The sequence below is a fragment of the Rhizobium sp. 16-488-2b genome (genome assembly GCF_017741815.1).
Lineage (GTDB): Bacteria > Pseudomonadota > Alphaproteobacteria > Rhizobiales > Rhizobiaceae > Rhizobium.
Genome location: NZ_JAGHMF010000036.1, coordinates 280,024 through 305,584, shown reverse-complemented (window position 1 = coordinate 305,584; position 25,561 = coordinate 280,024). Strand labels below are relative to the sequence as shown.

Here is a 25,561-nt window from a genome sequence, read left to right as displayed (position 1 = left end):
CCACCTTCCGCGCCGCGCCCGATCCGCCGAACGCCCAAGAAGTGAGGTCACGCACGGCCCAACTGTCCCGATAATCCATTCCTCATAAACGATACGTTAGGGATCTGTTGACCATAATCGACTGCAAAGCGACCTCGCCGATCGCAAGCATCCGGCCCTCGCACCCTTCAACAATGACGGAAGTCGTGTTCGTGTACCATGCAGTCTTTTCCGTTCCCGTGACCATGCTGGCGCTAGCCGTATCGCTTGCCGCCCATCGCATGGTCTTGATCGCCCTCGTCATATTCGCGGCCATGGTCGGCGCAGCGCAGGCGGCCGCAGACGACCGCGCGCTCAAGCTCTATTTTACCCACACGGGAGAGCGGGCGACCATCGTCTTCAAGCGCAACGGCAAGTTCGATCCGAAGGGCCTGGCGCAGATCAACCGCTTCCTGCGCGACTGGCGGCGCAACGAGCCGACCAAAATGGATCCGCGCCTGCTCGATCTGGTCTGGGAGGTCTATCAGCGCAGCGGTGCCAAGCAGCCCATCCACGTCGTCTCCGCCTATCGCTCGCCCGCCACCAACAACATGCTGCGCACCCGTTCGCGCACCACAGGCGTCGCCAAGAAGAGCCAGCACATGCTGGGTAAGGCGATGGACTTCTACATTCCGGGCGTGAAGCTTGCCACGCTGCGCGCGCTCGCCATGCAGATGCAGGTGGGCGGCGTCGGCTATTATCCGACGTCCGGCTCGCCCTTCGTGCATCTCGATGTCGGCAATGTTCGCGCCTGGCCGCGCATGTCGCGCCTGGAATTGGCACGGCTTTTCCCAAGCGGCCGCACCTTGCATCTGCCGGCCGATGGCCGTGCCTTGCCGGGCTATGAGCTGGCGCTCGCCGACCAGAAGAAGCGCAACCGCCCTGTCGCGATCGAGACCATCCGCGCACCTGAAAGTGATGACGATGAAGGCGCTCCGGCACCCTCCCGCGCTCTCGTAACGGCGATGCTGCCGGTGCCTCAAACGCGCGCCGAACGAGGTCTCGAGCTTCAGCTTGCCCGGCCGATGCCGCGCGCCGACAATACCGATAGCAAGGTTCCCGACCTCGCCTCCCTCACCGTGCCGCTTCCGACCTTCAGACCGGCGCTGGATGAAACCACCACGGCAAGCGTTCCGCCGCCCGCCGCGCCCGTCCTGCTCGCCACCGCCGTCACCGGCAAGGGATCGGCGGGACAGCTTCTCTTTGCCCTCCACGCAGGCGGCTCGCTTGCCGGCGGCGCGGCAAAGCGCCCCGACATGACCGCGGTTGCTCCTCGGGAGCCGCAGGTCGTATCGGCAGGCGTCGGCGCCATGTCCGGCAAGGCGCTGGTCGCCTGGGCGCTGCAGCCACCGGGTATGAAGATCGAGATGACCGCACCGCGGCCATCAGGCATGCGCCTGACGACGCTCGACGATGTCGGTCCGGCGATCTATAGCGACACCGACGAATTCGCTGAAGATGAGTTCGACGAGGACCGCTTCGCTCTCGACGGCTAGCACGAGCCTTCGGCGGTCTCGCCACCAATCATCAGTATTGCGTGAAATCGCCGGTTTCCGATTGCAGCAGCGTCAGCGGATAGCGAGCCGGATGGTGCACAAGCGCCGTCATGTTGACCGGGCGGTTGCGGTCGTCGAAGGCGATCTGGTCGACCGTCAGCACTGCCGCCGGCGGCGCCAGTTGCAGCAATCGCGCCTCGTCTTCGCCCGCCAGACGGGCGCTCAGCGTGGTCTGGCCGCGTTTGGGAAATATGCCGTAGCGCTGGCGCAGCTCTTCATAGAGCGAGCGGTTGGCGATACCCCAATCGAGGTCGAGCAGCCCCGGCACGCGCCCGGCCGGAATCCAGTCGGTCTGGATCACCGCCGGAATGTTGTCGAGCAGGCGCAGGCGCGATAGCACCACGACCTCCGCGCTAGGGGCGAGAAAGAGCGGCCTGCTGACTTCGAGCGGCGCCCGAACGAGGCTTGCCTCGATCAGCTGGTGACCCGGCGCGCGGCCATTGGCCAGCGCGATGCTGGTGAAGCTCTTCAGCACCTGAAGCTCGAAGCCGCCGCCGCGTTCCGTGACATAGAGCCCCTTGCCGGGCTGGCTATGCACCACGCCCTGCTGGATGAGTTCACGCACCGCGTGGCGAATGGTGATCCGGCTCACATCATAGAGATCGACGAGCTCGCGCTCGGAGGGCAGCTTGCCGCGCAGCGGCAGGCGCCCGTCGCTGATCGCCGCCAGCAGCGCCTCGTACACCTGCTTGTGCAGCGGCCGCGGGTCGTCGCGATCGATGACGCCGCGTGTTGCGATCAATGTGTCCTCGGTTTCGAGCGTCTTCAAATTCGATTTCCCTGGGCCATAGCCGCCTCTGCCAATGTCATCTTCAACGCAATTCTCTCGAAAGTCCATATTGACATAACTGGTCATAACCAGTCCTATTGATCGCAAGGAGCCAGAAGAGCCCCGACGATGCCGTGCATTATCACAATCAAGGGAACCCATCATGCTTAAGAAGAGCCTTGCCGCCCTCGCGTTCTCCGCCGCCCTCTGGAGCGGAACGGCCCACGCTGAGACGATTTCCGTATTTTGCGCGCCGACGGAATTCGAGCTGTGCACCAATGTCGCCAATGCCTGGAAGGAGAAGACGGGCAATGAAGCGAAGATCAACAAGATGCCGGCGCTGCTCGATGACGCCATCCCGATCTATCAGCAGCTGATCGCCGCAAAGTCGACCGATATCGACGTGCTGTTCCTCGACGTCATCTGGCTCGGCATGTTCAAGAACGGCCTTCTCGACCTGAAGACCGTGATCCCCCAGGCCGATCAGGACAAGCACTTCGCCTCCACGCTCAACGCCGCCAAGCTCGACGGAAATCTGGTCGCGATGCCCGCCTACATGGACGTCGGCCTGATGTTCTACCGCAAGGATCTGCTAGAGAAATACGGCAAGCAGCCGCCGAAGACTTGGGATGAGCTGGCCGCCACGGCCAAGGAAATCCAGGACAAGGAGCGTGCCGACGGCAAGGGCGACATGTGGGGTTACGCCTGGCAGGCCAAGAGCTACGAAGGCCTGACCTGCGACGCGATCGAGCTCGTTGCATCGAACGGCGGCGGCACGATCATCTCCGACGACGGCAAAGTCACGATCGACAATCCGAAGGCTGCCGAAGCGATCGAAAAGGCCAAGGGTTGGATCGGCTCGATCAGCCCAGAGGGTACGCTGAACTACGACGAGGAAGCCTCGCGCGCCGTCTTTGAATCCGGCAATGCCGTGTTCCATCGCAACTGGCCTTATGTATGGGGCACGTCGCACAAGGAAGGCAGCGCCGTTGTCGACAAGGTCGGCGTCATGCCGCTGCCCGTCGGCACGGAAGGCCAGAAGTCGAGCGGATGCCTCGGCCCGATGTATTACGGCGTCTCGAAGTACAGCGCCAAGCCTGACGTCGCGGCCGACTTCGTGAACTTCATCACCGGCCCCGACATGCAGAAGAAGCGCGCGCTGCAGGATGCAGTCAACCCATCCATCCCGGCGCTCTACACCGACCCGGACGTGCTGGCGAAGATCCCCTTCCTGAAGGATAACCAGCAGGCCTTCGCCGATAGCGCCGTGCGTCCCTCGGGCTATACCGGCACCAGCTACAACCGCGTGTCGCAGGCCTTTTATCGCTCCGTCCACGACATGCTGTCCGGTGGTGGCGATATCAAGTCCGGCTTGACCTCGCTCGCCGGGCGACTGGAAAAGCTCAAGGAAAGCCGTTGAGCCTAGACTGAACGCACGAGGGCAGGCCCATAGCGGTCCGCCCTCGTCTCGCGCATCGCAAATCGCCGCCAGCAAGGGGGCGAGCCTTTTATCGTGATCAAGTCCGGGTGAAAAATGGCATCGGTTTCGCTTGAATCCGTTTCGAAGAATTTTGGGACGCACACCGTCATTCAGGGCGTCGACCTCAGGATCAACGACGGCGAGTTCGTCGTCTTCGTCGGGCCTTCCGGCTGCGGCAAGTCAACGCTTCTGCGCATCGTTGCGGGCCTCGTGGCGGCGTCAAAAGGTGTCGTGACCATCGGCGGCGAGGACGTGACCGATGTTCCGGCCTCAAGACGCGGCGTCGCCTTCGTCTTCCAGTCCTATGCGCTCTATCCGCATATGAGCGTCGCCCGCAACATCGGCTTCGCGCTGGAAACACTGGGCATGGCCAAGGACGCGATCAGCCAGAAGGTTTCGTCGGTGGCGCGCATGCTCAAGGTCGACCACCTGATGGATCGCCGGCCGCGCGAACTCTCCGGCGGCCAGCGCCAGCGCGTGGCGATCGGCCGGGCGCTGGTGCGCCAGCCCGAGATCTTCCTGTTCGACGAGCCGCTCTCCAACCTCGATTCCGATCTTCGAATGGAAATGCGCATGGAGATCGCCAAGCTCCATGACGACCTGAAGACGACGATGATCTACGTCACCCACGACCAATCCGAGGCGATGACGCTCGCAGACCGGATCGTCGTCTTGAACCACGGCCGCATCGAGCAGGTGGGAACGCCGCAGGAACTCTACCACGCCCCTGACAATCGCTTCGTCGCAAGCTTCATCGGCAGCCCCCGGATGAACTTCCTGGCCGTCTCGCCGAAGACCGGCGCGGATGCCGGCACGATCGTCGGCCCCGGCAATCTATCAATCGTCATGGTCGCCACCAATCCGGCTGGCCCGATCGCCGAGATCGGCATCCGGCCGGAAGGACTGCGGTTAGTTGGCGCGAACGAAGGCCGCATCACCTGCACGCTGGAGCGTGTGGAGGACCTCGGCCACGAGCATTTCGCCTATTGCCGGATCACCGACGACACCGTCTGGGTGATCCGCGTCGCAAAGGCACCGGCGCATGATCTCATCGGCCAGCCTGTCGGCCTGGATTTCGCTGATGCCGCCGTCTTCGCCTTTACAGCCGACGGCAAGCGCGTTCTGCTCAGCCAGCCGGCCAACGGACAGGTGAACCAACCATGAGCGCCAAACTTGCCCGCCGCGATTACCGGGCCGCATGGCTGTTTCTGGTTCCCGTCATCGCCGTCATCCTTCTGGTCGCCGTCTGGCCGCTGAGCCGGACCTTCTTCTTCTCCTTCACCGACGCCTATCTCGACGACCCCTCCGTCTATTCCATGGTCGGCCTCGACAACTTCATGGAGGTCATCAACGACCACAGCTGGTGGGTTGCCGTGAAGAACACGCTGGTGTTCACCGTCATCTCGGTCGCGATCGAGACGGCGCTCGGGCTTGCGATCGCCTTGCTGCTCAACGAGATGATCCCGGGCCGCGGCCTCGCGCGTGCCGCCATTCTGGTGCCGTGGGCCATTCCTGTCGTCGTCGCCACCAAGATCTGGGAATGGATGCTCAACGACCAGTTCGGCGTCATCAACAAGATCCTCACGGGGCTGGGCGTGGTCGATCACGGTATCGCATGGACGGCGAGCAGCTCGCTGATCATGGGCGTCGTCATTTTCATCGACGTGTGGATGACCACGCCTTTCATGGTGCTGCTCATCCTCGCCGGTCTGCAGCTGATATCGCCGGAGATCTTCGAGGCCGCCGAAGTGGACGGCATCCCCGCCTGGAAGCGCTTCTGGTCGATCACCCTTCCGATGCTGCGCCCGGCGATCGGCGTCGCCGTTCTTTTCCGCGTTCTCGACGCGCTCCGGATGTTCGACCTTGCCTATGTCCTCGCGGCGAGCAACGAGAACGTCATGACCGTATCGATCTATGCGCGCGACCGGCTGATCAGCTTCCAGGAACTTGGCGTCGGCTCGGCGGCGTCGACCTGGGTCTTCCTGCTCGTCGCGCTGGTCGCAATCATCATCATCGGGGTCTTGCGCCTCGACAAAGCGGCGGGGACCTGATCGATGGCCAATGCAATCGCGCAAAAGGCGCTGCGCAAGCCCGCTGGCTACTATCGCATGAGACGGCGCGTCGTGCGCGGCCTGCAGATCTTCGCGCTGCTGCTCGTGCTCGTCTATACGCTGTTCCCGTATTACTGGGCCTTCGTCTCCTCGACGAAGCAGGGTGCCGCGCTCTATCGCTCGGCCCTGATGCCGGCGCTGGATTTCACTTATTACCGGCAGTTGATCGACAACCCGGTCTTCATGGGGTCGCTGCTCAACTCGGCCTATGTCGCGATATCGACGACCTTCCTGTCGCTCATCATTGGCCTCTCGGCCGCCTACGCACTCGGCCGCATCGAGTTTCCGCAGCGGCGCGCGATCCTGATGATCGTCCTGATGATATCGATCTTCCCGCAGGTGGTCGTGCTCTCGGGCATGTTCGAGCTGATCAACTGGCTGGGGCTATTCAATCGCCCGAGCGCGCTGATCCTCACCTATCTCCTGTCGACCGTACCCTTCACGACGTGGATTCTCACCACCTTCATCCGCGAGTTCCCACGCGAACTGGAGGAGGCCGCGATCATCGACGGCTGCTCGCACTTCCGCATCCTGATGAAGGTGCTACTGCCGCTGATGGGGCCGTCGCTGGCCAGTACCGGCATTCTTGCCTTCATCCTCGCCTGGAACGAGTTCCTGTTCGCGCTGACATTCACGCTGACGGACGAGAACCGCACCGTGCCGGTGGCGATCGGCCTGATCGCGGGCACCAGCCGCTACGAGTACCCGTTCGGGCAGATCATGGCGGCCTCGATCACCGTCACGCTCCCCCTCATCGCCGTCGTGCTTATCTTCCAGCGGCGGATCGTTGCCGGCCTTACCGCCGGCGCCGTCAAAGGCTGACAGATACAAGGATCAAGATCATGGACATGCTTGTGAAGCTCTACGAGCTGAAGCGCGACCCGGCCCTCGACAGCCGCATGACATCGCAAGGGGTCACCATCCGCCGCGTGCTGGTGCCGGAACTGCCGGCGCTGACATCATGGATCGAACCACGCTTCGGCGCCGGCTGGGCGGCCGAGGCCACCGCCGCCGCCATGCGCCAGCCGACCACCTGCTTCATCGCCATTCAGGCGGGTGAGCTTATCGGCTTTGCCTGCCACGAGGCGACCGCCAAGGGATTCTTCGGCCCCACCGGCGTCGATCAGGCGGCCCGAGGCAAGGGTGTCGGCCACGCCCTGCTCCTGGAAACGCTGCTCGACATGCACGCGCAGGGCTATCCCTATGGCGTGATCGGCGGCGCCGGGCCGATGGATTTCTATCGCAAGAGCGTCGGCGCGATCCCGATCGAGGGCTCCGATCCGGGTATTTATCGAGGCATGCTATCGCTCGCCCACCCGAGCGAAATCTCCTCATAAAGGACACGATTTCGGACGCGTCAGCGCCGAATTTCAGCCTTTGATTTCAAAAATACCTGGTCTGCCGGCGCAGCGCTGCTTCGCCGGTACAGCAGGCGTTGTGGCCTGTTTCGACGATACCGGCTACCGGTGTGTCTGTCACAAAAATTGATTTTAAGATGGACAATTTTTGTATATCGCCCTATATACGCAGATAAGGAGCACAGCGCTCCATCGAAAATGACAGTATCAAAGTTCGATTACGTGACCTTTTGTCATATCGGATAGATACTTTCGATATAATATATTTTTCCTCGGACGAATTTGACTTATGAAATGTCGATTTGTCTCAGCAACACAACGGATAATACATCCTGATCCAGAAGATATTCTGCAGATCGTGGGCGTATGCGAATAAAGGAGAATGCCTGGCCTCTCGAGCTCGGCGCCAAGATTATATGAATGCTGCAACTGAAACAGACGCGCCGACATCATCGGCTTCGACCAAGATCAGTCTCAACAACATCTACAAAGTTTTCGGCGAACACCCGAAGAAGGCCTTGGCGCTACTGCGCGCAGGCAAGTCAAAATCCGAGATCCATGCAGCAACGGGCTGCTCGATCGGCGTAAACGACGCCAGTTTCGATATTCGCGCCGGCGAGATCTTCGTCATCATGGGCCTCTCGGGCTCCGGCAAATCAACGCTGCTGCGTCTCCTCAATCGGTTGATCGAACCCACATCCGGATCGATCAAGATCGATGGCCGCGATATCACCGACATGTCACGCAGCGAGCTGATCGCGCTACGCCGCCGCGACATCAGCATGGTTTTCCAGTCCTTCGCGCTGCTTCCCAACCGCACCGTTCTCAGCAACGCCGCCTTCGGTCTCGAGGTTGCCGGCGTCGGCGAGGCCGAGCGTCGCGAGAAGGCATTGGCCGCGCTGAAGGCCGTCGGCCTCGACGGCTACGCCGACAGCCGCCCGGATCAGCTTTCCGGCGGCATGAAGCAGCGTGTCGGCCTTGCCCGCGCGCTCGCCAGCGAGCCCACCATTCTCCTGATGGACGAAGCCTTCTCGGCACTCGACCCGCTGATCCGCACCGAAATGCAGGACGAACTCGTTCGCCTCCAATCCGAGCACAGCCGCACCATCGTCTTCGTCAGCCACGATCTCGACGAGGCGATGCGGATCGGCGATCGCATCTGCATCATGCAGAACGGCAATGTCGTGCAGATCGGCACGCCGGACGAGATCGTCACCAAGCCGGCCAACGATTACGTCCGCTCCTTCTTCCGCAATGTCGATGTCGCGCACGTCTTCAAGGCCGGCGATGTCGCCCGCAAATCGCAGGTCACGATCATCGAGCGCGAAGGCGTTTCGGCCGCGGCAGCACTCGAGCGCATGAAAAACTACGACCGCGAATACGCAATCATCCTCGGCCGCGACAAGACCTATCACGGCATGATCAGCCAGACATCGCTGATCGAAAAGATCAGGGCAAAGACGGCCGATCCCTATCGCGGCGCCTTCCTGTCCGAGATCGAGGCCATTCCGGCCGACGAGCCGCTGTCGAACGTGCTTGGCAAGGTGGCGGCCAGCCCCTGGCCGGTTCCCGTCATTGACGGCGGTAAGCGCTATCTCGGCTCCATCAGCAAATCCGCGCTGCTCGAAACGCTCGACCGCGCCGGCTGATCACAAACACATCGGATAAATCATGAACTTCGATATCGGAAACGGCATCGACGCTGCCGTCAATTATGTGCTCGACAACTTCTCACCCGTGCTTGATTTCATCGCGGCCGCGATCGGCTTCGTGACGTCAGGCATCCAGAACGCCCTGCTTGCGATCCCCATGCCGGTTGGCATCGCGATCTTCGTGATCCTCTCGCTCTGGCGCGTCGGCATCGGCTTTGCGGTGTTCACCGCGCTCGGCCTGCTGCTCGTCAACCACATCGAGCTCTGGGGCCCGATGATGGAGACCTTGTCGCTGGTCATCGCCGCTACGCTGATCGCCATGCTCGTCGGCTTGCCGCTTGGCATCGCCATGGCTCGCAAGGATTCCGTCGCCGCCGTCGTGCGCCCGGTCCTCGACCTGATGCAGACCATGCCTGCCTTCGTCTACCTGATCCCGGCCGCCATGTTCTTCGGCCTCGGCGCTGTGCCGGGCGCGATCGCGACGGTCATCTTCTCGATGCCGCCGGTGGTTCGCCTGACCAATCTCGGCATCCGCCAGGTGGATGGCGAGTTCATCGAGGCGGGCAACGCCTTCGGCTGCACGGCGACGCAGCTTCTGTTCAACGTGCAGCTTCCGAACGCCATGCCCTCGATCATGGCGGGCATCAACCAGACGATCATGCTGTCGCTGTCGATGGTCGTGATCGCCTCGATGATTGGCGCTGGCGGCATCGGCAACACGGTTCTGACCGGCATCCAGCGCCTCGACGTCGGCACTGGCTTTGAAGGCGGCATCGCCGTCGTCATCCTCGCCGTCATTCTCGACCGCATCACCCAGAGCCTGGGCAAGCCGCGCGCCGCGTTCTGGCAGGGCCTGTTCCGCAAAAGCGAACGCGAAGAGCTGAAGCCGGCGACGGCCTGATCTCTGGCAACCCATCATGGCAGGCCGCGGCCTGCCAAATGCGAACCTTCACAAAAGGAGCACTCATGTTCAAAACACTCGCAACCCTCGGCCTTGCCGCCGCTCTCGTCAGCGGCGCGGTCACCTCGACCATGGCGCAAGAGGCCAAGCCGGTGAAGATCGGCTGGGCCGCCTGGTCCGACGCCGAGTTCGTTACCAAGCTTGCCGCCAAGGTGATCGAGACGAAGCTGAACCAGAAGGTCGAACTCGTGCAGGCGGATATCGCGCCGCTCTACCAGGGTGTCGCGCGCGGCGACCTCGACACGATGATGATGGCCTGGCTGCCGCAGACGCATGCCGACTACTATGCCAAGGTCAAGGACAAGGTCGAGACGCTCGGCACGGTCTATGACGGCGCCAAGCTCGGCTGGGTGGTTCCCGATTACATTCCCGCCGACCAGATCGGCTCGATCGAGGACCTGAAGAAGGAAGACGTGCAGAAGAAGCTCTCCGGCACCATCCAGGGCATCGATCCGGGCGCCGGCCTCACGCGCCTCTCGGAAAAGGCGGTGAAGGATTACGGGCTCGACAGCTACAAGCTGCAGATCTCCAGCGAAGCCGGCATGCTGACGACGGTCGATCGCGCCATGCGCGGCGAGAAGTGGTTCGTGGCCACCGCCTGGAGCCCACATTGGATGTTCGGCAAGCACAAGCTGCGCTATCTCGATGACCCGAAGAAGTCGCTCGGCGAAGCTGAACACGTCGATGTTCTCGCCCGCAAGGACTTCAAGTCCGACAACCCCAAGGTTGCCGCCTTCCTGTCGCGCATGAACCTGCCGATCCCCGATCTCGAAGCGGCGATGTTTGCCGCGCAGGAAACGTCCTACGACCAGGCAGTGGATAAATATATCCAGGACCATCCCGACCAGGTGAAGAGCTGGATCGGCGACGAAGGCTGATCGCATTATCGCGCCTCGCCTAATTCGGCGGGGCGCGACCCTTCGACCGCACAGGAGCGATGAATGTATATCGACCGCCTGCAACCGACCGACGCCGAAGACGATACGATGGGTGGGCGCATGTCGCTCGCCCGCGACGCGATGAAGCTCTCCATCGAAGCCGCCGCGAGAAACCTCGGCATCACGCCCGAGACCTGGGCATCGTGGGAAAACGACCGCGCGGCGCCGGCCGCCGGCAATCTGGAAACGATCGCCGACACGCTTGAGGTCAGCCTCGCATGGCTGTTGCGCGGCCACGGGGCGGGACCCACATGGCCGGTTGCGAACGACAACGCACATCGGCCGAGCTGAACGGAAAGCCGCTATGCGGCTACCCGATCACCGCACACAAGAACAAGGAAATGACAATGGATACGAAAGCGATCACCGCTGAACTGGCACAGCATGTCCCTGTTACCTCGACGCTGGAGAACGTCATCGAGGACGTCGCACCTGTCGATCTCGCGGACATGCATACGCTCTATTCCGACATGGGCTGGCTGATTGCCGAGCGTTTCTCGACGCTGGAGGACAAGCAGCGGGTGTTCGAGCTGATCGAGCTCGGCATGCGCAATGGCGACGGCAGACTGAAGGACGCCGTCTCCACCGGACTGATCGAGGCAATGATTTCGCGCACGGGCGCCCAGCCGGCAAGATGGCGCCAGATATCGGCCGAGCTCGGCCCGCTGTCGTCCGCCTACGTCATGCAGTAATCGAACTAGCCGGCCGTGCGATTTTCAATGCACGGCTGGCAGTTTGGGTTTGCGTGGGGGCGCAGACCTGTCATACGAAGACGCGCAAGCAAACAGACGCAGGACCTCCCCCATCATGCCAAGCTCCCTCATGCCCGTTTTCGACGGCCACAACGACGTATTGCTCCGACTCCAGCATTCGGGCATCGCGCAGCCGGCCAAGGCGTTTATCGAGGGAGAGGCGACGGGGCATATCGATCTTCCCAAGGCGCGCGCCGGCGGTCTGGCCGGCGGGCTCTGCGCCATCTACATCCCCTCGCCCAGCATGGGCAAGGACGCCAATGGCGACTTCCTGACGCCCACGCAGCCGGAATCGCTGAACCGCACCCTGGCAATGGCCCGCATTCTCTTCGACATCGAAGCGCAGAGCGCCGGCGGGCTGAAAGTCTGCCGCACGGCAGCCGATATCCGCCAGTCGATCGAAACCGGCGCCTTCGCGGCCGTGATGCATATCGAGGGCGCCGAAGCAATCGCCGCCGATCTCGATGCGCTCTATGTGCTGCATCAGACCGGACTTCGCACGCTTGGACCAGTGTGGAGCCGGCCGAACATTTTTGCCTACGGCGTTCCGTTCCGTTTCCCGTCATCGCCTGACATCGGCCCCGGCTTGAGCAACGCCGGCAAGGATCTGATCCGAGCCTGTAACGAGCTCAAGATCATGGTCGATCTCTCGCATATGAACGAGCAGGGTTTTTGGGACATCGCGAAGCTCTCGAACGCCCCTCTGGTCGCCTCGCATTCCAACGTCCACCAGATCAGCCCGCATAGCCGCAACCTCACCGACCGGCAGCTCGACGCGATCCGCGACACGGGCGGTCTCGTCGGTATCAATTTCGGCGTGCTCTTCCTGCGCGATGACGGCACGCGCAACGCCGACACCAGCCTCGACCTCCTGGTGCGCCACGCCGCCTATATCGCCGATCGTATCGGCATCGAGCACGTCGCGCTGGGCTCGGATTTCGACGGGACGACGATCCCGGCAGCGATGAAGGATGCGACCGGCCTGCCTCTGTTGATCGACGCGTTCCGCGCCGGTGGCTTCGATGAGGAAGCACTGGTCAAGATCACGCACGCCAACTGGATCAGCGTGCTCGAGCGCACTTGGGGCGGCTAAGCCGCCTGTGACGGCCATCGCAACATAAGCCGCCGAAAACCACGGACTATTTGGAGACGTGTTCCGGCTTCCCCTTGGTTTTCGTGGAAGCGAAGTCCTCGAGCTGCTTTTCGGTCATCGAATCCACCATCTCGCGGGATGCCCCCTTGAGCTTGCTCTTCGGCGTTTCACCGCGCTTGGCAGACAAGGCCGCGCCGGCTGCCTTCTGTTGCGCTTTCGATTTTGCTGGCATGATGTCTTCTCCCTTTCCTCCTGAACTCACGGCGACAGCGAAGGTTCCTGCGAAGGCGCGCACAGTCACTCCAACCGCACGATAGAGTTTCTCGATCGCCGATCCTTTCCTTTTTGAAAGAGAGATTTATCTAACGCTCTGTGACTAAAAGATTTTTCAACGGAGTGGGATCCAAATGGCTGCATCTATACTGATCGGAATACTGATAACCTTCCTGGTCATCATTCTTGTCTTGTACCTTGTCGCCCGCCTGCCGATCGATGCCAAAGCCAAGCAGATCGTGCAGATCATCGTGATCATCATCGGCATCATTTCGCTTTTGAAATATCTGGCGGTTTTCTAAGGCCGTGGCTCGATCGATGGAGGGATCGCATTGAGCCTGATCCGTGGCAAAAGCGCCGAAAAGACGAAGGCCAGCTTTCCGGAGCTGTTCTTCGATCTCGTTTTCGTATTCGCGCTGATCCAGCTGTCGCACACGCTCGTCGAGGACTTCAGTTCGACGACGCTGGCGGAATCGATACTGCTGATCCTCGCTATCTGGTGGCTGTGGGTCTACACGACCTGGATCACCAACCTGCTCGACACCGACAAGGAAGCGGTGCGGCTGCTGCTCTTCGCCCTCATGTTCGGCGGCATATTGCTGGCGATCGCGTTGCCGGAAGCCTTCAAACATCAGGGACCGGCGTTCGCGGCGCTCTATTGCGCCATGCAGATCGTGCGCTCGGTTTTCATGCTCTACGCCTACAGGAGCGTCGACCGGCCCTCTTACCTCACCTTCGTGCGCATCACCGTCTGGGTGATCGCTTCCAGCGTCTTCTGGATGATCGGCGGCTTCGCCAGCCTTGAGGCGCGCGTCGCCTTCTGGGCCGTCGCGCTTTTGATCGAATACGTCTCGCCGCTGGCACGCTACTGGGTGCCCGGATTGGGGAGCTCGCCGCGTGAAACACTCGACATATCGGGCGAGCACATGGCCGAGCGCTGCGCGCTCTTCGTCATTCTCTGTCTCGGCGAGACGATTCTAACCACGGGCAGGACCGCGGCGGAACACATGCAGTCGAACCTGTCGGTCATGGTGTTCTGCAGCGCTTTCCTGACCACAGGCTTCATGTGGTGGATCTATTTCCATCACGGCCAGCAGAAGGCCGCCGACAAAGCGGAGACGACCTCGGCGCCCGAAACCGTGGCCCACGGTCTTTTCACCTACGGGCACCTGCCGATCGTCGCCGGCATCATCCTCACCGCCGTCGGCGAGGATTTCAGCCTGTCCCATCCCGAAGAGCACAGCAGCCTGAAGACCACGCTCGCGATTCTCGGCGGGCCCGGACTCTTTCTGATTGGAAATATCTGGCTGAAATTGACAGCCGCGCGAAAGCTGCCGCTCTCTCACATCGCCGGGCTCGTGATCCTGCTGGCGACCGCCGTTGTTCTGCCGGTGCAGCAGAATTTCACGATACAGATGGCAAGCACCGTCACGCTGCTGCTCGTCGCGCTGTGGGAGTATGTGGCGTTGCGAAAGGCGAACGCGACCACCGCCTGAACCGCATGGCTCACTCATCCGCACATAATGCCACATCCGGATCGCCGAGATGACGACCCGGATGCGACCAATCCAAAGCTTAGACGGCAGAGCCGATCTTGTCCTGCGTCTTCGTGTCGAAGTCGCTGGCGTCGTGACGCTCCCAGAGTTGGCTCGATGGTTCGCCAGAGAGACGGTTGACCATGCGCCCGCGCTGAACCGGCTTGCGCTCGCCGATCTGATCGGCCCAGCGCTGGATATTCTTGTAGTCCTGAACCTGCAGGAACTCCGCCGCTTCGTAGATCCAACCCTTCACCAGCCCGCCATACCAGGGCCAGACGGCCATGTCGGCGATGGTGTATTCGGCACCGCCGAGATACTCGCTCTCGGCAAGCCGGCGATCGAGCACGTCGAGCTGACGCTTGGCCTCCATCGCGAAGCGGTCGATCGCATATTCGATCTTGGTCGGCGCGTAGGCATAGAAGTGACCGAAGCCGCCGCCGAGATAGGGCGCGCTGCCCATCTGCCAGAACAGCCAGGAGAAGCACTCGGCGCGCGCGGCCGGCTCCGTCGGCAGGAAGGCCTGAAACTTTTCGGCGAGGTAGGTGAGGATAGAGCCGGACTCGAAAATGCGGATCGGCTTGGCACCGCTGCGGTCGACCAGCGCCGGGATCTTGGAGTTCGGATTGGCCTCGACAAAGCCGCTGCCGAACTGGTCACCATCGCCGATCCTGATCAGCCAGGCATCATATTCAGCACCGCTGTGGCCGGCAGCGAGAAGCTCCTCGAGCATGATCGTCACCTTGACGCCATTCGGCGTGCCCAGCGAATAAAGCTGCAAAGGATGGCGGCCGACCGGCAATTCCTTCTCATGCGTCGCGCCGGCAATCGGCCGATTGATGTTGGCGAAACGTCCGCCGCTATCCTTGTTCCAGGTCCAGATCTTTGGCGGCGTATACTCAGTCGAATTGGCCATGCTTTGTCTCCAGTGGTGGCGTCTTCATGCGATACGCAACCCGTCTCGATTGCGCTGAATTGGATAGGGTGCCTGTCAGATCTTTCGCCCGACCTCGGCGATCATTTCGAAGGATTGCAGGCGCGCGCTGTGATCATAGACGTCGGACACGATCATCAATTCGTCGGCGCCGGTTTCCTCAACCAGCCTCTCCAGGCCGGCACGAACCGTTTCGGGCGAGCCGATGATCGAGCGGGCGAGCATCTGCTGGGCCTGCACCTTTTCCATTGGCGACCAGTAGGTCTCGATATCGTCGATCGGCGGCTGGCTCAGCCCGCGCGTGCCGCGAAACATGTTGGTGAAGGACATCTGCTGTGTCGTCGCAAGCCGGCGCGCCTCGGCATCTGTCTCGGCGGCGATCACGTTGACGCCGACCATGGCGTAGGGCTGCGACAGCTGCTCGGACGGCTTGAAACGGGTGCGATAGATCTGCAGCGCCTGAATAAGAAGCTCGGGCGCGAAGTGCGAGGCAAAGGCATAGGGCAGACCGAGTTCGCCTGCGAGCATGGCGCCGAAATTGCTGGAGCCGAGAATCCAGAGCGGCACTTCGGTGCCGGCGGCGGGCACCGCCTGTATCCGCTGGTTCGGACCTGCGGGCGCGAGAAATGCCTGTAGTTCAAGCACATCCTGCGGGAACTGGTCGGCGGATTCAGGCGAGCGACGCAGCGCGCGAAGTGTCATCTGGTCGGTTCCCGGCGCGCGGCCGAGGCCGAGATCGATGCGATCCGGAAACAGGCGCGCCAGCGTACCGAACTGTTCGGCGATGACATAGGGAGAGTGGTTGGGCAGCATGATGCCGCCGGCGCCGACGCGGATCGTCTTCGTGCCTGCCGCGAGATGGGCAAGAACGACGGATGTCGCGGCACTCGCGATCCCGATCATGTTGTGGTGTTCGGCAACCCAGATACGCTTGTAGCCCCAATCTTCCGCATGCGCGGCCAGATCGCGCGCGTTGTCGAGGGCGCCACGGGCGTCCGTCTCCTCCGTCACGCGAACAAGTTCGAGGATGGAAAGAGCGGTCATGGCAATACCTTTGTAATCAACAAGTGGAGGCGACCGCTGAAGACGGCTGCCCTAATCAAAGGGTATATGGAGTCCGCGACACGCCCGAACAATGGTTGGGAGGTCTGCTTTTTTTGAGATCGTGCCTCGCCCCGACCGATGAGTGCCGCTCAGACGGTCTTGCGGTTCCGACACCCGCTCATCTTTGCCGCACTGCCAACAGCTATCACGATTGCACCGAGGCTCGAACCGCAGCGTCGCCGCCGATCACGCCGTTGAAGTTGGCGGCCCCCTCGGCTCTCACGCGCGGCAAGCTCGCCGGATATTCCCGCTGCACGAAGTCGATGATTTTCTCGCGCATCTCGCAGCGCAGGTCGAAGGTCTTCGGCGCGTTGGAGGCCGAGACGAGGATACGGATTTCCATGACGTTTTCGCGGAAATCGGTGACCTGCACGGCGACCACCCGCTTGTCCCAGAGCTTGGAGGCGGCGGCTATTTCCTCGACCTTGGACCGGATCACCGTAACGGGCACCGAGTAATCGAGATAGATCATGACGGTGCCGATCAGCGCCGAGCTCTCGCGCGTCCAGTTCTGGAACGGGTTCTCGATGAAATAGCTGAGCGGCAGGATCAGCCTTCGCCAATCCCAGAGCTTGACCACCACGTAGGTCGAGGTGATCTCCTCCACATTGCCCCACTCGCCCTCGACGATCAGCGCGTCGTCGATGCGGATCGGCTGGGTGATCGCAAGCTGGATGCCGGCGAAGACATTCTTCAGCACCGGCTGCAAGGCGAGGCCGAGCACGATGCCGGCAACGCCGGCCGATGCGAGCAGGCTCACGCCATATTGCTGCACGGCCGGAAAGGTCATCAGCCCCGCCGCGATCGTGATGGCAACGATCATGAAGGCGGCGATGCGCTCGCCGATGCGCGATTGGGTGACGTGGGTGCGCGCTAGCAGATTGTCTTCAGCGTCGAGCTTGAAGCGGCGCAGATAGACGGTCATCCAGATGTGCAGCGTGGTTTTGCTGATCCAGCCGACGACGGCGATGAAGCCCAAGAGCAGGATGTGGCGGATGAACTCCGCCTGCGGCGTCGTCAGCGGCGCGATGGTGGCGCCGAGCGAAAGGGTCATCGTCAGAATGCTGAGCCTGAGCGGCCGGCGACCGCGCGAAACCAGCGACCGCCAGAACAGGTCCCGCGTTTCGACCACGCGGCTCAGAAAGCGAAAAGCGAGGCGATGGATCATCAGGCCCACGGCCAAGGCGGCAGCAAGGACACCGATGCTGACCAGCCAAGCGGGCAACCATGCGGTTGCTTCCTGAAAGTCGAGAATGAGGCGTTCCATACGACATCAGCTAGAGTGCAATGCAGCATGGGAAAGGCCGGGCGGCAAAAATCAGGCTTTTCCTGACCAGTCGTGCTTGCGGGAGACGGCTTAGTCCGAGCGGACGAGCCCCGGTCTCAATGCGAGGTCAGAGCCAGCGAAACCGCGCCCTGCCACGTCGATCGATACGGTGAAGAGCGATCGGCGTGGATCTGCCGCTGATCGTATCGAGCAGCCGGATGCTCTGCTTTCCGGCCACGAGCGCGAGAAATCGCGGACATCCGCGGATGGTTCCGCCGTTGTCGTTCTCGGTAAAGATGCAGGGCACGGAGAGAGCCGTCCCATACACGTTCATTCGTCCACTCTTTGGCATGCGCAAATCCTATCGCTTTGCGTCGCCGTGTAGTGGAGCCGTGATTCCTTGATATGACAATTGCGTGATAATTTTGGACATGTGTGAAATTGCCGGCGCCACGCGATTTCGCGGTCGGTGATCGTGCCCGCGCGAAGGCGCAGGACGACACCAGCTGCGGGCAAGGCCCACGACTTAACCTTCTTCCCGGCAGCGGGCACGGCCCCTGTTTGGGGAGAGACCACCTGCAATTTCAGGTTCAGACAAGCCACACAACCTACCTTCGGCTCTTAGCTGCGCGGGCTTGGGTGACCGATTCCTCATTCAGACCTTGGGCCGAAAGCCGCCTGCCGTTCGCTATCGGGCTTTCGACCTGGCTTTTTATTGACGCCATTTGAACATTTGGGATTGATGAGCATGACGACCGTTGCATCCACGCTGACGATAACGCAGATCAGATCCCTTTCGTCCGCGGCAGTCGCAGCATGGACAACCGACGACATCGCGTCGCTGTCCACGGCCCAGGTCAAGGCCCTGTCGTCCTCTCAGATCGCGGCACTTGATGTCGAGGACGTCGAGGCGATGAACTCGCAGCAGCTCAGCGCGATTGCCAAGACCTCCATCGTCGGCTTCACCTTCGATCAGCTGCACGCGCTCAACAAATATGCCATCGAGAGCCTGACATCCGTCCAGGTCTCGGCGCTTACCACGTCGCAGTTGGGCGCGTTGACGACCGAGCAGTCGGAAGCGCTGACACCGAACCAGATCAAGGCGCTGTCCACCGCCCAGCTCGCGGCACTCAGCCCCGAGGACATCGCGACCTTCTCGACCGCCGATATCGCCGCCATCACCAAGGCCATCCAGGGTCTCGGTACGGCGGCACTCGCGGCCCTGTCTCCGGATCAGATCGCGGCCTTGAACACAAGCGCCGTCGCGTCGCTGACGAGCAGCCAGGTCGGTGCATTGAGCGCCGATCAGGTCGAAGCGTTTACGCCGGCGCAGACGGCGTCGCTGACCTCAGCCCAGCTGGCAGCACTCGGGCCTGACGACATCGCCATGCTGTCGCTCGAGGATATTGCCGCGATCAACACCAAGGCCATGAAGGGCCTGAACCTGTCCGCCCTGTCACCCGAACAGATCTCGGCGATGACGACTGCCCAGGCGAACACGCTGACAACGGCGCAGCTCGCCTCGCTCGATATCGGACAGATCGAAGCGCTCTCGCCGGGCCATATCGCCGCGCTCAGCTCCAGCGCGCTGGCGAGCCTGACAACCTCACAGATCGAAGCGCTCAGCCCCGAACAGGTCGAAGCCTTCACGCCGCAACAGGTGAAGGCGCTCACTTCCGACCAGCTTGCCGTTCTCAGCCAGGATGGCATCGCGGCCTTCTCGGTCGCCGATATGGCGGCCATCAGCAGCAAGGCCATTGCAGGCCTCAGCCCGGGCTCCATCGCAGCGCTGTCGACCCAGCAGATCGCCGCCCTCGGCACAGGTTCGATCGCGAGCCTGACGACCGAGCAGCTCGGAGCCCTGAACGACGAACAATTCCGGGCGCTATCGTCGGTACAGGTGAAGGCGCTGAGCTCCGGGCAGCTCGCGGCCCTCGACGCCTCAGACATCGAAGCCTTCTCGACCGCCGCCATCGCCGCGATTTCCAGCCGCGCCATGTCGGGACTGAGCACGGATGCGATCGGCGCGCTGTCGTCGGCCCAGATCGCCGCCATGTCGACAAGCCTGATCGCCAATCTCACCGGCAGCCAGCTCGAAGCCTTGAGCGCCGACCAGATTTCGTCGTTCTCGACAAGCCAGATCACCTCGCTGGGCGCACAGATCGCTGGCTTCAGCACCGGGCAGCTGGAAGGTCTCTCGACCGGCAAGATCGCAGCACTGAGCACTGCCGCAATCGCCAGCCTGACGACCGACCAGATCGACGCGCTGAGCGTGGAGCAGGCCGAGGCCTTGACGCCCGCGCAGGTCAAGGCGCTGAGCGCGGCGCAGATCGCCGCCTTCGGTGCCGACGATATCGCAGCCTTCTCGACAGCCGATATCGCCGCGATCACCAGCAAGGGCTTTACCGGGCTCAGCATGGATTCGCTGTCCACCGCGCAGATCGCGGCGCTGTCCACCGCGCAGATCGCGAACCTTGGAACGGACCAGCTGGCTGCGCTGACCACGGACCAGACGGAAGCGCTGTCGCCGACGCAGGTGAAGGCGCTGAGTTCGGTTCAGCTCGCGGTGTTCGACGCCGAACACCTCGCGACCTTTTCGACCGACGATATCGCCGCGATTACCAGCAGGGCCGTTACCGGCCTGACCACCGATATCATCTCGACCTTCTCCACCGCCCAGATCGCGGCGTTGAACTCGACGACGATCCCGCGGCTCACAAGCATGCAGATCGCAGCACTCAGCACCGACCAGGTCGAGGCTTTGACGCCGGCACAGGTCGCATCGCTGACCTCCGTCCAGCTCGCCGCGATCGATGCCGATCACATGGCGACCTTCTCGACAGCCGATATCGCCGCGATCACCAGCAAGGCGATCCCCGGTCTCAGCACCGATATCATCGCAACCTTTTCCACCGGCCAGATTGCCTCGCTGACGACCGCCCAGGTGAGCGCGCTGAAGACGACGCAGCTCGCGGTTTTGAGCACCAGCCAGGTCGAGGCATTCACTCCGGCGCAGGTGGCATGGCTGAGTTCGCTGCAGCTCTCGGCGCTCGGCGAAGACGGCATCGCAACCTTCTCGACGGCCGATATCGCCGCGCTCTCCAGCAAGGCGGTCCCCGGCCTCAACGTGACCAGCCTGTCCTCCGGGCAGATCGGCGCGCTGACGACCGCACAGATCAGCGTCCTTAAAACTCTGCAGATTTCCACCCTGGGTACGGACCAGGTCGCGGCGCTCTCCGCCGCCCAGATCGCCGCGTTGAGCACGACATCGATCGCCAGCCTGACGACCGACCAGATCAACGCGCTCGGCTCGGCGCAGGTCGAGGCTCTATTGCCGCTCCAGATCTTGTCGCTGACATCGTTGCAGCTTGGCGCGCTCGACGCCAGCGACATCGCGACCTTCTCGACGGCCGATATCGCCGCGATCACCAACAAGGCCCTGCCAGGGCTAACCACGGATGTGCTCGCAACGCTTTCCACTGCCCAGATCGCGGCCATGAGCACGAGCGCGGTCGCGAGCCTGACAAGCGACCAGATCGGCGCTCTCAGCACCGCGCAGGTCGAAGCCCTGTCGCCGGCGCAGGTGAAGGTTTTGAGCTCCGCGCAAATGGCGGCCCTCGGCGCCGATGACATCGCGACCTTCTCCACCGCAGATATCGCCGCGATCACCAACAAGGCTATCTCGGGCCTCAGCGGCGACGCTATCGAAGGACTTACGAACGAGCAGATCGCCGCGCTCAACACCAGCGCGATCGCCAGCCTCACCAGCCTGCAGATCGGTGCGATGAGCACATCGCAGATCGAAACGCTGTCGCCCGTTCAGGTGGCGGCGCTGACATCGGTCCAGTTCTCCGCGCTCTCAGCCGAGGACATCGCGACCTTCTCGACCGCCGATATCGCGGCAATCACCAACAAGGGCCTGCCTGGCCTCGGCACCGATGCGGTTGCGGGCCTAACCACCGCCCAGATCGCCTTGCTGAGCACCAGCGCTTTGGCCAGCCTCACGAGTGGGCAGGTCGCAGCACTCGGAACGGACCAGATCGCCAAGCTTTCGACCGCACAGGTGAAGGCGCTCACATCTGCGCAGGTCGCAGCACTCGGCGACAACGTCGCCATTCTCTCGACCGGCCAGATCGCCGTCCTGACGCCATCGGGCATCACGGGCCTGACATCCGATCAGATCGACGCGCTGAGCAGCATGCAGCTTGGCGCGCTCAGCACCAGCCAGATGGCGGCGATGACCACCAAGCAGGTGGCGGGGCTCAGCACCGGCGACATGGCCGGACTGACCACGCAGCAGCTGGCGGCCATGAGCTCGTCCGGCGTTTCCGGCCTCTCGACCAGCCAGGTCGCGGCCCTTAGCAACACACAAATCCTGGCGCTTTCGACCAAGCAGATGGCAGCCCTCAGCTCCTCCCAGGTCGGCGCGCTGCGCACGGACGACATCGCGGCACTCTCCACCGCGCAGATCGCCGCTCTCTCGGTTGGCGGCATCGCGGGATTGAACTCGCAGCAGCTGGCGGCGCTTTCCACCGCACAGGCGGAGGCGCTCACCACCAACCAGGTCGGAACGCTGAATTCCAGCCAGCTCTCGGTCCTCGGACCGGATGATGTCGTGACCTTCTCCACCAAGGATATCGCCGCGATCACATCAAGCGCGCTGGGGGGAATGTCGACGGACACGATCCGGGCCCTGACGACGGCCCAGATCGCCGCGCTGAGCAAGAATGCGATTGCGGGTCTCACCACCCAGCAGCTTGCCGCGCTCAGCACCGCCCAGGCGGAAGCGCTGACGAGCAGCCAGATCAGCGGCCTGAGCTCTTCGCAGCTCGCCGCCCTCACCGCCGATGACATCGCAACCTTCTCGACCAAGGATATGGCGGCCATCGGCTCCAGCGCCATCATCGGCCTCTCGACCGGTACGATCGCGGCGCTCTCAAGCAGCCAGATCGCGGCGCTGAACACGGCGGCGATCACGGGGATGACGACCGGCCAGATCTCGGCGCTACGCACCGATCAGGTGGAAGCGTTGACGTCGGCGCAGATCGGAGCGCTGAGCTCGAAGCAGACGGCGGCTCTCAGCACCGACGATATCGCCATCCTGTCGGCGAAGAACATCGCCGCGATCAACTCCGGCGCCATCGCCGGCCTGTCGGCCGCCGCACTCGCGACGCTGACGACAAGCCAGATCGCTGCACTCAGCACCGCTGGCATCGCCGGCCTGACCGTTGATCTCATCAGCGCGCTCAGCAGCGACCAGATCGGCGCGCTGACCACGAGCCAGATCGCAGCCTTGAGCTCGCGGCAGATCGGAGCGCTTGGCACCGACGACCTCGCATCGCTGACGACCGCGCAGGTCGCCGCGTTGAGCACGACGGGCATACCCGGCCTCAGCAGCGATCAAATAGCGGCGTTGAGCACCGATCAGACCGAGGCCTTGACCAGCCTGCAGGTCGGCGCCTTGAACTCGAGGCAGATTGCAGCCCTGGGCACGGACGACCTCTCGCACTTCTCCACCGCCGATATCGCCGCCATCGGCTCGGGCGCCATCCTTGGCCTTTCGACCGCCGCGATCAGCGCACTGTCGACCGCCCAGATCGTCGCCATGAGCTCGGCCGGAATTTCAGGTCTGTCCAGCGGCCAGATGGCCGCGCTCGGATCCAACCAGGTGGAGGTGCTGACAACAGCGCAGATCGGCGCATTGAGCTCTAAACAGGTCGCCGCCCTTGCCACCGACCGTATCGCGGCGCTTTCGATCGACCAGATCGCTGCCTTCGGCACGGCGGGGATTGCCGGCCTGACCAGCGATCAGATCGGCGCGCTCAGCGTGCGCCAGGTCGAGGCCTTCACCAGCGTTCAGGTGGGCGCGCTGAACTCGAAGCAGATCGCAGCACTTGGAACGGATGATCTCGACAGTTTCAGCACAGCCGACATGGCCGCGATCACCTCCAGCGCGATCGCAGGGATTTCGACATCGGCGATCGCCTCGCTCTCGGGCGACCAGATCTCGGCCCTCAGCCCCACCGGCATTGCCGGGCTCACCAGTGACCAGATCGGCGCGCTGCGGACCAACCAGGTGGAAGCACTGACAACCGCCCAGGTCGGCGCGCTGACCTCCAAGCAGATCGCGGCGCTGAACACTGCCGACATCGGCGCGTTTTCGCCGGAGCAGATCGCGGCGCTGAGCACCGCGGGCATAGCGGGGCTTTCGACCAGCCAGCTGGTTGCGCTGCATAGCGACCAGATGGAGGCGCTGACCAGCATCCAGATCGGCGCGCTCTCCTCACGGCAGGTCGCCGTTCTGACGTCCGGCAATCTCGACAGCTTCACCACGGCCGAGATCGCCGCGATCAGCTCGTCGGCCATCTCCGGCCTGTCGACGGCGGCTCTTGCCTCACTCTCGCCAAGCCAGATCGCGGCGCTCAGCACCGCAGGCATCGCCGGCCTCAGCACCGACCAGATCGCCGCACTCAGCGTCGATCAGGCAGAAGCGCTGACCAGCCTGCAGGTGGGAGCGCTGAGCTCCAAGCAGATCGCAGCACTCGGCACGGATGATCTCGACAGCTTCTCGACGGCCGATATCGCCGCGATCAGCTCTGCCGCCATCTCCGGATTGTCGCCGACGACGATCTCCTCGCTGTCGGCCGAACAGATCGGCGCGCTTAGCACGGCGGGTATTGCCGGGCTCTCAACCGCCCAGATCGCGGCCCTGAGCACAAGCCAGGTCGAGATGCTGTCGACCGGCCAGATAGGCGCCCTGGGCTCGGCCCAGGTCGCGGCACTGAGCACCGGCGACATCGCCGTGCTTTCGGTCGAGCAGGTGGCGGCGCTGAGCGCAAAGGGGATTGCCGGCCTCGGCAGCGCCCAGGCTGGTGCGCTCAACATCGACCAGATGGAGAAGCTCTCGACAAGCCAGATCGCGGCGCTCAGTTCGGATGCGCTGAAGGGGCTGACTTCGTCCAGCCTCGACGCACTGACGCCCGCTAAGCTGGCGGCGATCAGCTCTGGCGCCATGAAGGGACTGTCGACGGACTTCATCGCATCACTCTCCACCGAGGAGATCGCGGCTCTGGGAAGTTCTGGGGTTTCAGGCCTGACCAGCGATCAGATTCACGCGCTGAGCACAGATCAGTTCAGCACCTTCTCCACCGACCAGATCGCGGCCCTGAGCTCGACCGGGCTTGCCGGCTTGACGACCGACCAGCTGCAGACGCTGTCGACCGAGGAGTTCGCGGCCATCACGCCGGCTTCTATCAAGGGGCTGACGACGGCACTGTTCTCGACCCTGCCGTCGAACGACATCGCGGCGCTGACCACGGGTCAGGTGGCGGCGCTCAGCTATAGCCAGGTCGTGGCGATGAGCTCGGCGCAGATCGGTATGCTCTCGACCACCCAGATCGGCGCGCTCAACGTCGTTCAGGCCGCGGCGCTCGGCCAGGATGACCTGGCGGGCTTCTCGCCCGAGAGCATCATCGCGCTCAGCTCCAGCGCGGTTTCGGGGCTCAGCACGAGAGCGCTCAGCGCGCTGACGGTGAGCCAGGCCGAAGCCTTCACGCCGGCCCAGATCAACGCGATGACCTCTGCCCAGGTGCAGGCGCTGACCAACGGCCCGCTCTCTGGCGCAAGCGCCGCCGCCGCGACAACGACCACGACGACGGCCACCACGCCGTCGGAGACAACGACCTCGGCCGCAGCATCGCCGGACACGAGTGAATCGTCTCAGGTTGCCTCGGTGATCATGTCCTATCTGGGATAAGCAG

21 protein-coding genes are annotated in these 25,561 nt (G+C 62.9%); 15 read left to right on the top strand and 6 right to left on the bottom strand.

The window, feature by feature from the left end; translation table 11 throughout:
* Window positions 1-173: 173 nt before the first annotated feature.
* The gene (locus J5286_RS27910) at window positions 174-1,514 is read left to right on the top strand and encodes a peptidoglycan L,D-endopeptidase MepK (RefSeq protein ID WP_449090042.1); all 1,341 of its coding nucleotides are present in this window, start codon (window positions 174-176) and stop codon (window positions 1,512-1,514) included.
* A 31-nt stretch (window positions 1,515-1,545) separates the two neighbouring features.
* Here J5286_RS27910 and J5286_RS27905 read toward each other — a convergent pair whose 3' ends face one another.
* On the bottom strand, window positions 1,546-2,343 hold the full coding sequence (locus J5286_RS27905) for a GntR family transcriptional regulator (RefSeq protein WP_209193218.1): 798 nt from the start codon (window positions 2,341-2,343) through the stop codon (window positions 1,546-1,548).
* Window positions 2,344-2,506: 163 nt separating this feature from the next.
* On the opposite strand from J5286_RS27905, the gene J5286_RS27900 reads away from it, so the two are divergent.
* The 11 genes from J5286_RS27900 to J5286_RS27850 all read left to right on the top strand — a co-directional run bounded on the left by J5286_RS27900 (window position 2,507) and on the right by J5286_RS27850 (window position 12,688).
* Window positions 2,507-3,763, top strand: a complete 1,257-nt coding sequence (locus tag J5286_RS27900) for an ABC transporter substrate-binding protein (protein ID WP_112981437.1) — start codon at window positions 2,507-2,509, stop codon at window positions 3,761-3,763.
* Between the two features lie 114 nt (window positions 3,764-3,877).
* On the top strand, window positions 3,878-4,987 hold the full coding sequence (locus J5286_RS27895; protein ID WP_209193217.1) for an ABC transporter ATP-binding protein: 1,110 nt from the start codon (window positions 3,878-3,880) through the stop codon (window positions 4,985-4,987).
* On the top strand, window positions 4,984-5,874 hold the full coding sequence (locus J5286_RS27890; RefSeq protein ID WP_112425135.1) for a carbohydrate ABC transporter permease: 891 nt from the start codon (window positions 4,984-4,986) through the stop codon (window positions 5,872-5,874). The genes J5286_RS27895 and J5286_RS27890 overlap by 4 nt, the downstream gene beginning before the upstream one ends.
* A 3-nt stretch (window positions 5,875-5,877) precedes the next feature.
* Window positions 5,878-6,756, top strand: coding sequence for a carbohydrate ABC transporter permease (locus J5286_RS27885; protein WP_018896683.1), 879 nt, complete (start codon window positions 5,878-5,880; stop codon window positions 6,754-6,756).
* A gap of 20 nt (window positions 6,757-6,776) precedes the next feature.
* Window positions 6,777-7,271, top strand: a complete 495-nt coding sequence (locus J5286_RS27880) for a GNAT family N-acetyltransferase (protein ID WP_209193216.1) — start codon at window positions 6,777-6,779, stop codon at window positions 7,269-7,271.
* A gap of 437 nt (window positions 7,272-7,708) precedes the next feature.
* Window positions 7,709-8,941 (top strand): glycine betaine/L-proline ABC transporter ATP-binding protein ProV, encoded by a 1,233-nt coding sequence (gene proV, locus J5286_RS27875; protein WP_209193215.1) that lies wholly within the window; start codon window positions 7,709-7,711, stop codon window positions 8,939-8,941.
* Window positions 8,942-8,963: 22 nt separating this feature from the next.
* The gene (locus tag J5286_RS27870) at window positions 8,964-9,845 is read left to right on the top strand and encodes an ABC transporter permease (RefSeq protein ID WP_209193214.1); all 882 of its coding nucleotides are present in this window, start codon (window positions 8,964-8,966) and stop codon (window positions 9,843-9,845) included.
* Window positions 9,846-9,910: 65 nt separating this feature from the next.
* Complete coding sequence (locus J5286_RS27865; RefSeq protein ID WP_209193213.1) at window positions 9,911-10,783, top strand: glycine betaine ABC transporter substrate-binding protein; 873 nt, start codon at window positions 9,911-9,913, stop codon at window positions 10,781-10,783.
* A 63-nt stretch (window positions 10,784-10,846) separates the two neighbouring features.
* Window positions 10,847-11,134 carry a helix-turn-helix domain-containing protein gene (locus J5286_RS27860; RefSeq protein WP_209193212.1) on the top strand — a complete coding sequence of 96 codons (288 nt, stop codon included), beginning with the start codon at window positions 10,847-10,849 and terminating at the stop codon, window positions 11,132-11,134.
* A 56-nt stretch (window positions 11,135-11,190) separates the two neighbouring features.
* Complete coding sequence (locus J5286_RS27855) at window positions 11,191-11,535, top strand: hypothetical protein (protein WP_209193211.1); 345 nt, start codon at window positions 11,191-11,193, stop codon at window positions 11,533-11,535.
* Between the two features lie 115 nt (window positions 11,536-11,650).
* Window positions 11,651-12,688 (top strand): dipeptidase, encoded by a 1,038-nt coding sequence (locus J5286_RS27850; RefSeq protein WP_245206602.1) that lies wholly within the window; start codon window positions 11,651-11,653, stop codon window positions 12,686-12,688.
* 46 nt (window positions 12,689-12,734) lie between these two features.
* Here J5286_RS27850 and J5286_RS27845 read toward each other — a convergent pair whose 3' ends face one another.
* Complete coding sequence (locus J5286_RS27845; protein ID WP_111560790.1) at window positions 12,735-12,920, bottom strand: DUF3008 family protein; 186 nt, start codon at window positions 12,918-12,920, stop codon at window positions 12,735-12,737.
* A 175-nt stretch (window positions 12,921-13,095) separates the two neighbouring features.
* On the opposite strand from J5286_RS27845, the gene J5286_RS27840 reads away from it, so the two are divergent.
* Complete coding sequence (locus tag J5286_RS27840) at window positions 13,096-13,263, top strand: Thivi_2564 family membrane protein (protein WP_209193210.1); 168 nt, start codon at window positions 13,096-13,098, stop codon at window positions 13,261-13,263.
* Window positions 13,264-13,293: 30 nt separating this feature from the next.
* On the top strand, window positions 13,294-14,457 hold the full coding sequence (locus J5286_RS27835) for a low temperature requirement protein A (RefSeq protein ID WP_209193209.1): 1,164 nt from the start codon (window positions 13,294-13,296) through the stop codon (window positions 14,455-14,457).
* A gap of 79 nt (window positions 14,458-14,536) precedes the next feature.
* On the opposite strand, the gene yghU is transcribed toward J5286_RS27835, so the two are convergent.
* From yghU to J5286_RS27815, 4 genes are all read right to left on the bottom strand, one after another.
* On the bottom strand, window positions 14,537-15,412 hold the full coding sequence (gene yghU, locus J5286_RS27830; protein ID WP_209193208.1) for a glutathione-dependent disulfide-bond oxidoreductase: 876 nt from the start codon (window positions 15,410-15,412) through the stop codon (window positions 14,537-14,539).
* Between the two features lie 75 nt (window positions 15,413-15,487).
* Window positions 15,488-16,474 carry an LLM class flavin-dependent oxidoreductase gene (locus tag J5286_RS27825; RefSeq protein WP_209193207.1) on the bottom strand — a complete coding sequence of 329 codons (987 nt, stop codon included), beginning with the start codon at window positions 16,472-16,474 and terminating at the stop codon, window positions 15,488-15,490.
* Window positions 16,475-16,679: 205 nt separating this feature from the next.
* A complete protein-coding gene (locus J5286_RS27820) occupies window positions 16,680-17,801 on the bottom strand; it encodes a mechanosensitive ion channel family protein (RefSeq protein WP_209193206.1) in 1,122 nt (373 codons plus the stop codon).
* A gap of 127 nt (window positions 17,802-17,928) precedes the next feature.
* The gene (locus tag J5286_RS27815; protein ID WP_018896661.1) at window positions 17,929-18,135 is read right to left on the bottom strand and encodes a hypothetical protein; all 207 of its coding nucleotides are present in this window, start codon (window positions 18,133-18,135) and stop codon (window positions 17,929-17,931) included.
* A 414-nt stretch (window positions 18,136-18,549) separates the two neighbouring features.
* Between J5286_RS27815 and J5286_RS27810 the strand changes: the two genes are divergently transcribed.
* Window positions 18,550-25,557, top strand: coding sequence for a beta strand repeat-containing protein (locus J5286_RS27810; protein ID WP_245206601.1), 7,008 nt, complete (start codon window positions 18,550-18,552; stop codon window positions 25,555-25,557).
* Window positions 25,558-25,561 lie beyond the last annotated feature (4 nt).

Coding starts and splice junctions, on each gene's coding strand:
- J5286_RS27880 (WP_209193216.1), top strand. CDS start 6,777: ATGGACATGCTTGTGAAGCTCTACGAGCTGAAGCGCGACCCGGCCCTC.
- J5286_RS27885 (WP_018896683.1), top strand. CDS start 5,878: ATGGCCAATGCAATCGCGCAAAAGGCGCTGCGCAAGCCCGCTGGCTAC.
- J5286_RS27845 (WP_111560790.1), bottom strand. CDS start 12,920: ATGCCAGCAAAATCGAAAGCGCAACAGAAGGCAGCCGGCGCGGCCTTG.
- J5286_RS27855 (WP_209193211.1), top strand. CDS start 11,191: ATGGATACGAAAGCGATCACCGCTGAACTGGCACAGCATGTCCCTGTT.
- yghU (WP_209193208.1), bottom strand. CDS start 15,412: ATGGCCAATTCGACTGAGTATACGCCGCCAAAGATCTGGACCTGGAAC.
- J5286_RS27910 (WP_449090042.1), top strand. CDS start 174: ATGACGGAAGTCGTGTTCGTGTACCATGCAGTCTTTTCCGTTCCCGTG.
- J5286_RS27840 (WP_209193210.1), top strand. CDS start 13,096: ATGGCTGCATCTATACTGATCGGAATACTGATAACCTTCCTGGTCATC.
- J5286_RS27870 (WP_209193214.1), top strand. CDS start 8,964: ATGAACTTCGATATCGGAAACGGCATCGACGCTGCCGTCAATTATGTG.
- J5286_RS27890 (WP_112425135.1), top strand. CDS start 4,984: ATGAGCGCCAAACTTGCCCGCCGCGATTACCGGGCCGCATGGCTGTTT.
- J5286_RS27900 (WP_112981437.1), top strand. CDS start 2,507: ATGCTTAAGAAGAGCCTTGCCGCCCTCGCGTTCTCCGCCGCCCTCTGG.
- J5286_RS27860 (WP_209193212.1), top strand. CDS start 10,847: ATGTATATCGACCGCCTGCAACCGACCGACGCCGAAGACGATACGATG.
- proV (WP_209193215.1), top strand. CDS start 7,709: ATGAATGCTGCAACTGAAACAGACGCGCCGACATCATCGGCTTCGACC.
- J5286_RS27895 (WP_209193217.1), top strand. CDS start 3,878: ATGGCATCGGTTTCGCTTGAATCCGTTTCGAAGAATTTTGGGACGCAC.
- J5286_RS27810 (WP_245206601.1), top strand. CDS start 18,550: ATGACGACCGTTGCATCCACGCTGACGATAACGCAGATCAGATCCCTT.
- J5286_RS27850 (WP_245206602.1), top strand. CDS start 11,651: ATGCCAAGCTCCCTCATGCCCGTTTTCGACGGCCACAACGACGTATTG.
- J5286_RS27820 (WP_209193206.1), bottom strand. CDS start 17,801: ATGGAACGCCTCATTCTCGACTTTCAGGAAGCAACCGCATGGTTGCCC.
- J5286_RS27865 (WP_209193213.1), top strand. CDS start 9,911: ATGTTCAAAACACTCGCAACCCTCGGCCTTGCCGCCGCTCTCGTCAGC.
- J5286_RS27815 (WP_018896661.1), bottom strand. CDS start 18,135: ATGAACGTGTATGGGACGGCTCTCTCCGTGCCCTGCATCTTTACCGAG.
- J5286_RS27825 (WP_209193207.1), bottom strand. CDS start 16,474: ATGACCGCTCTTTCCATCCTCGAACTTGTTCGCGTGACGGAGGAGACG.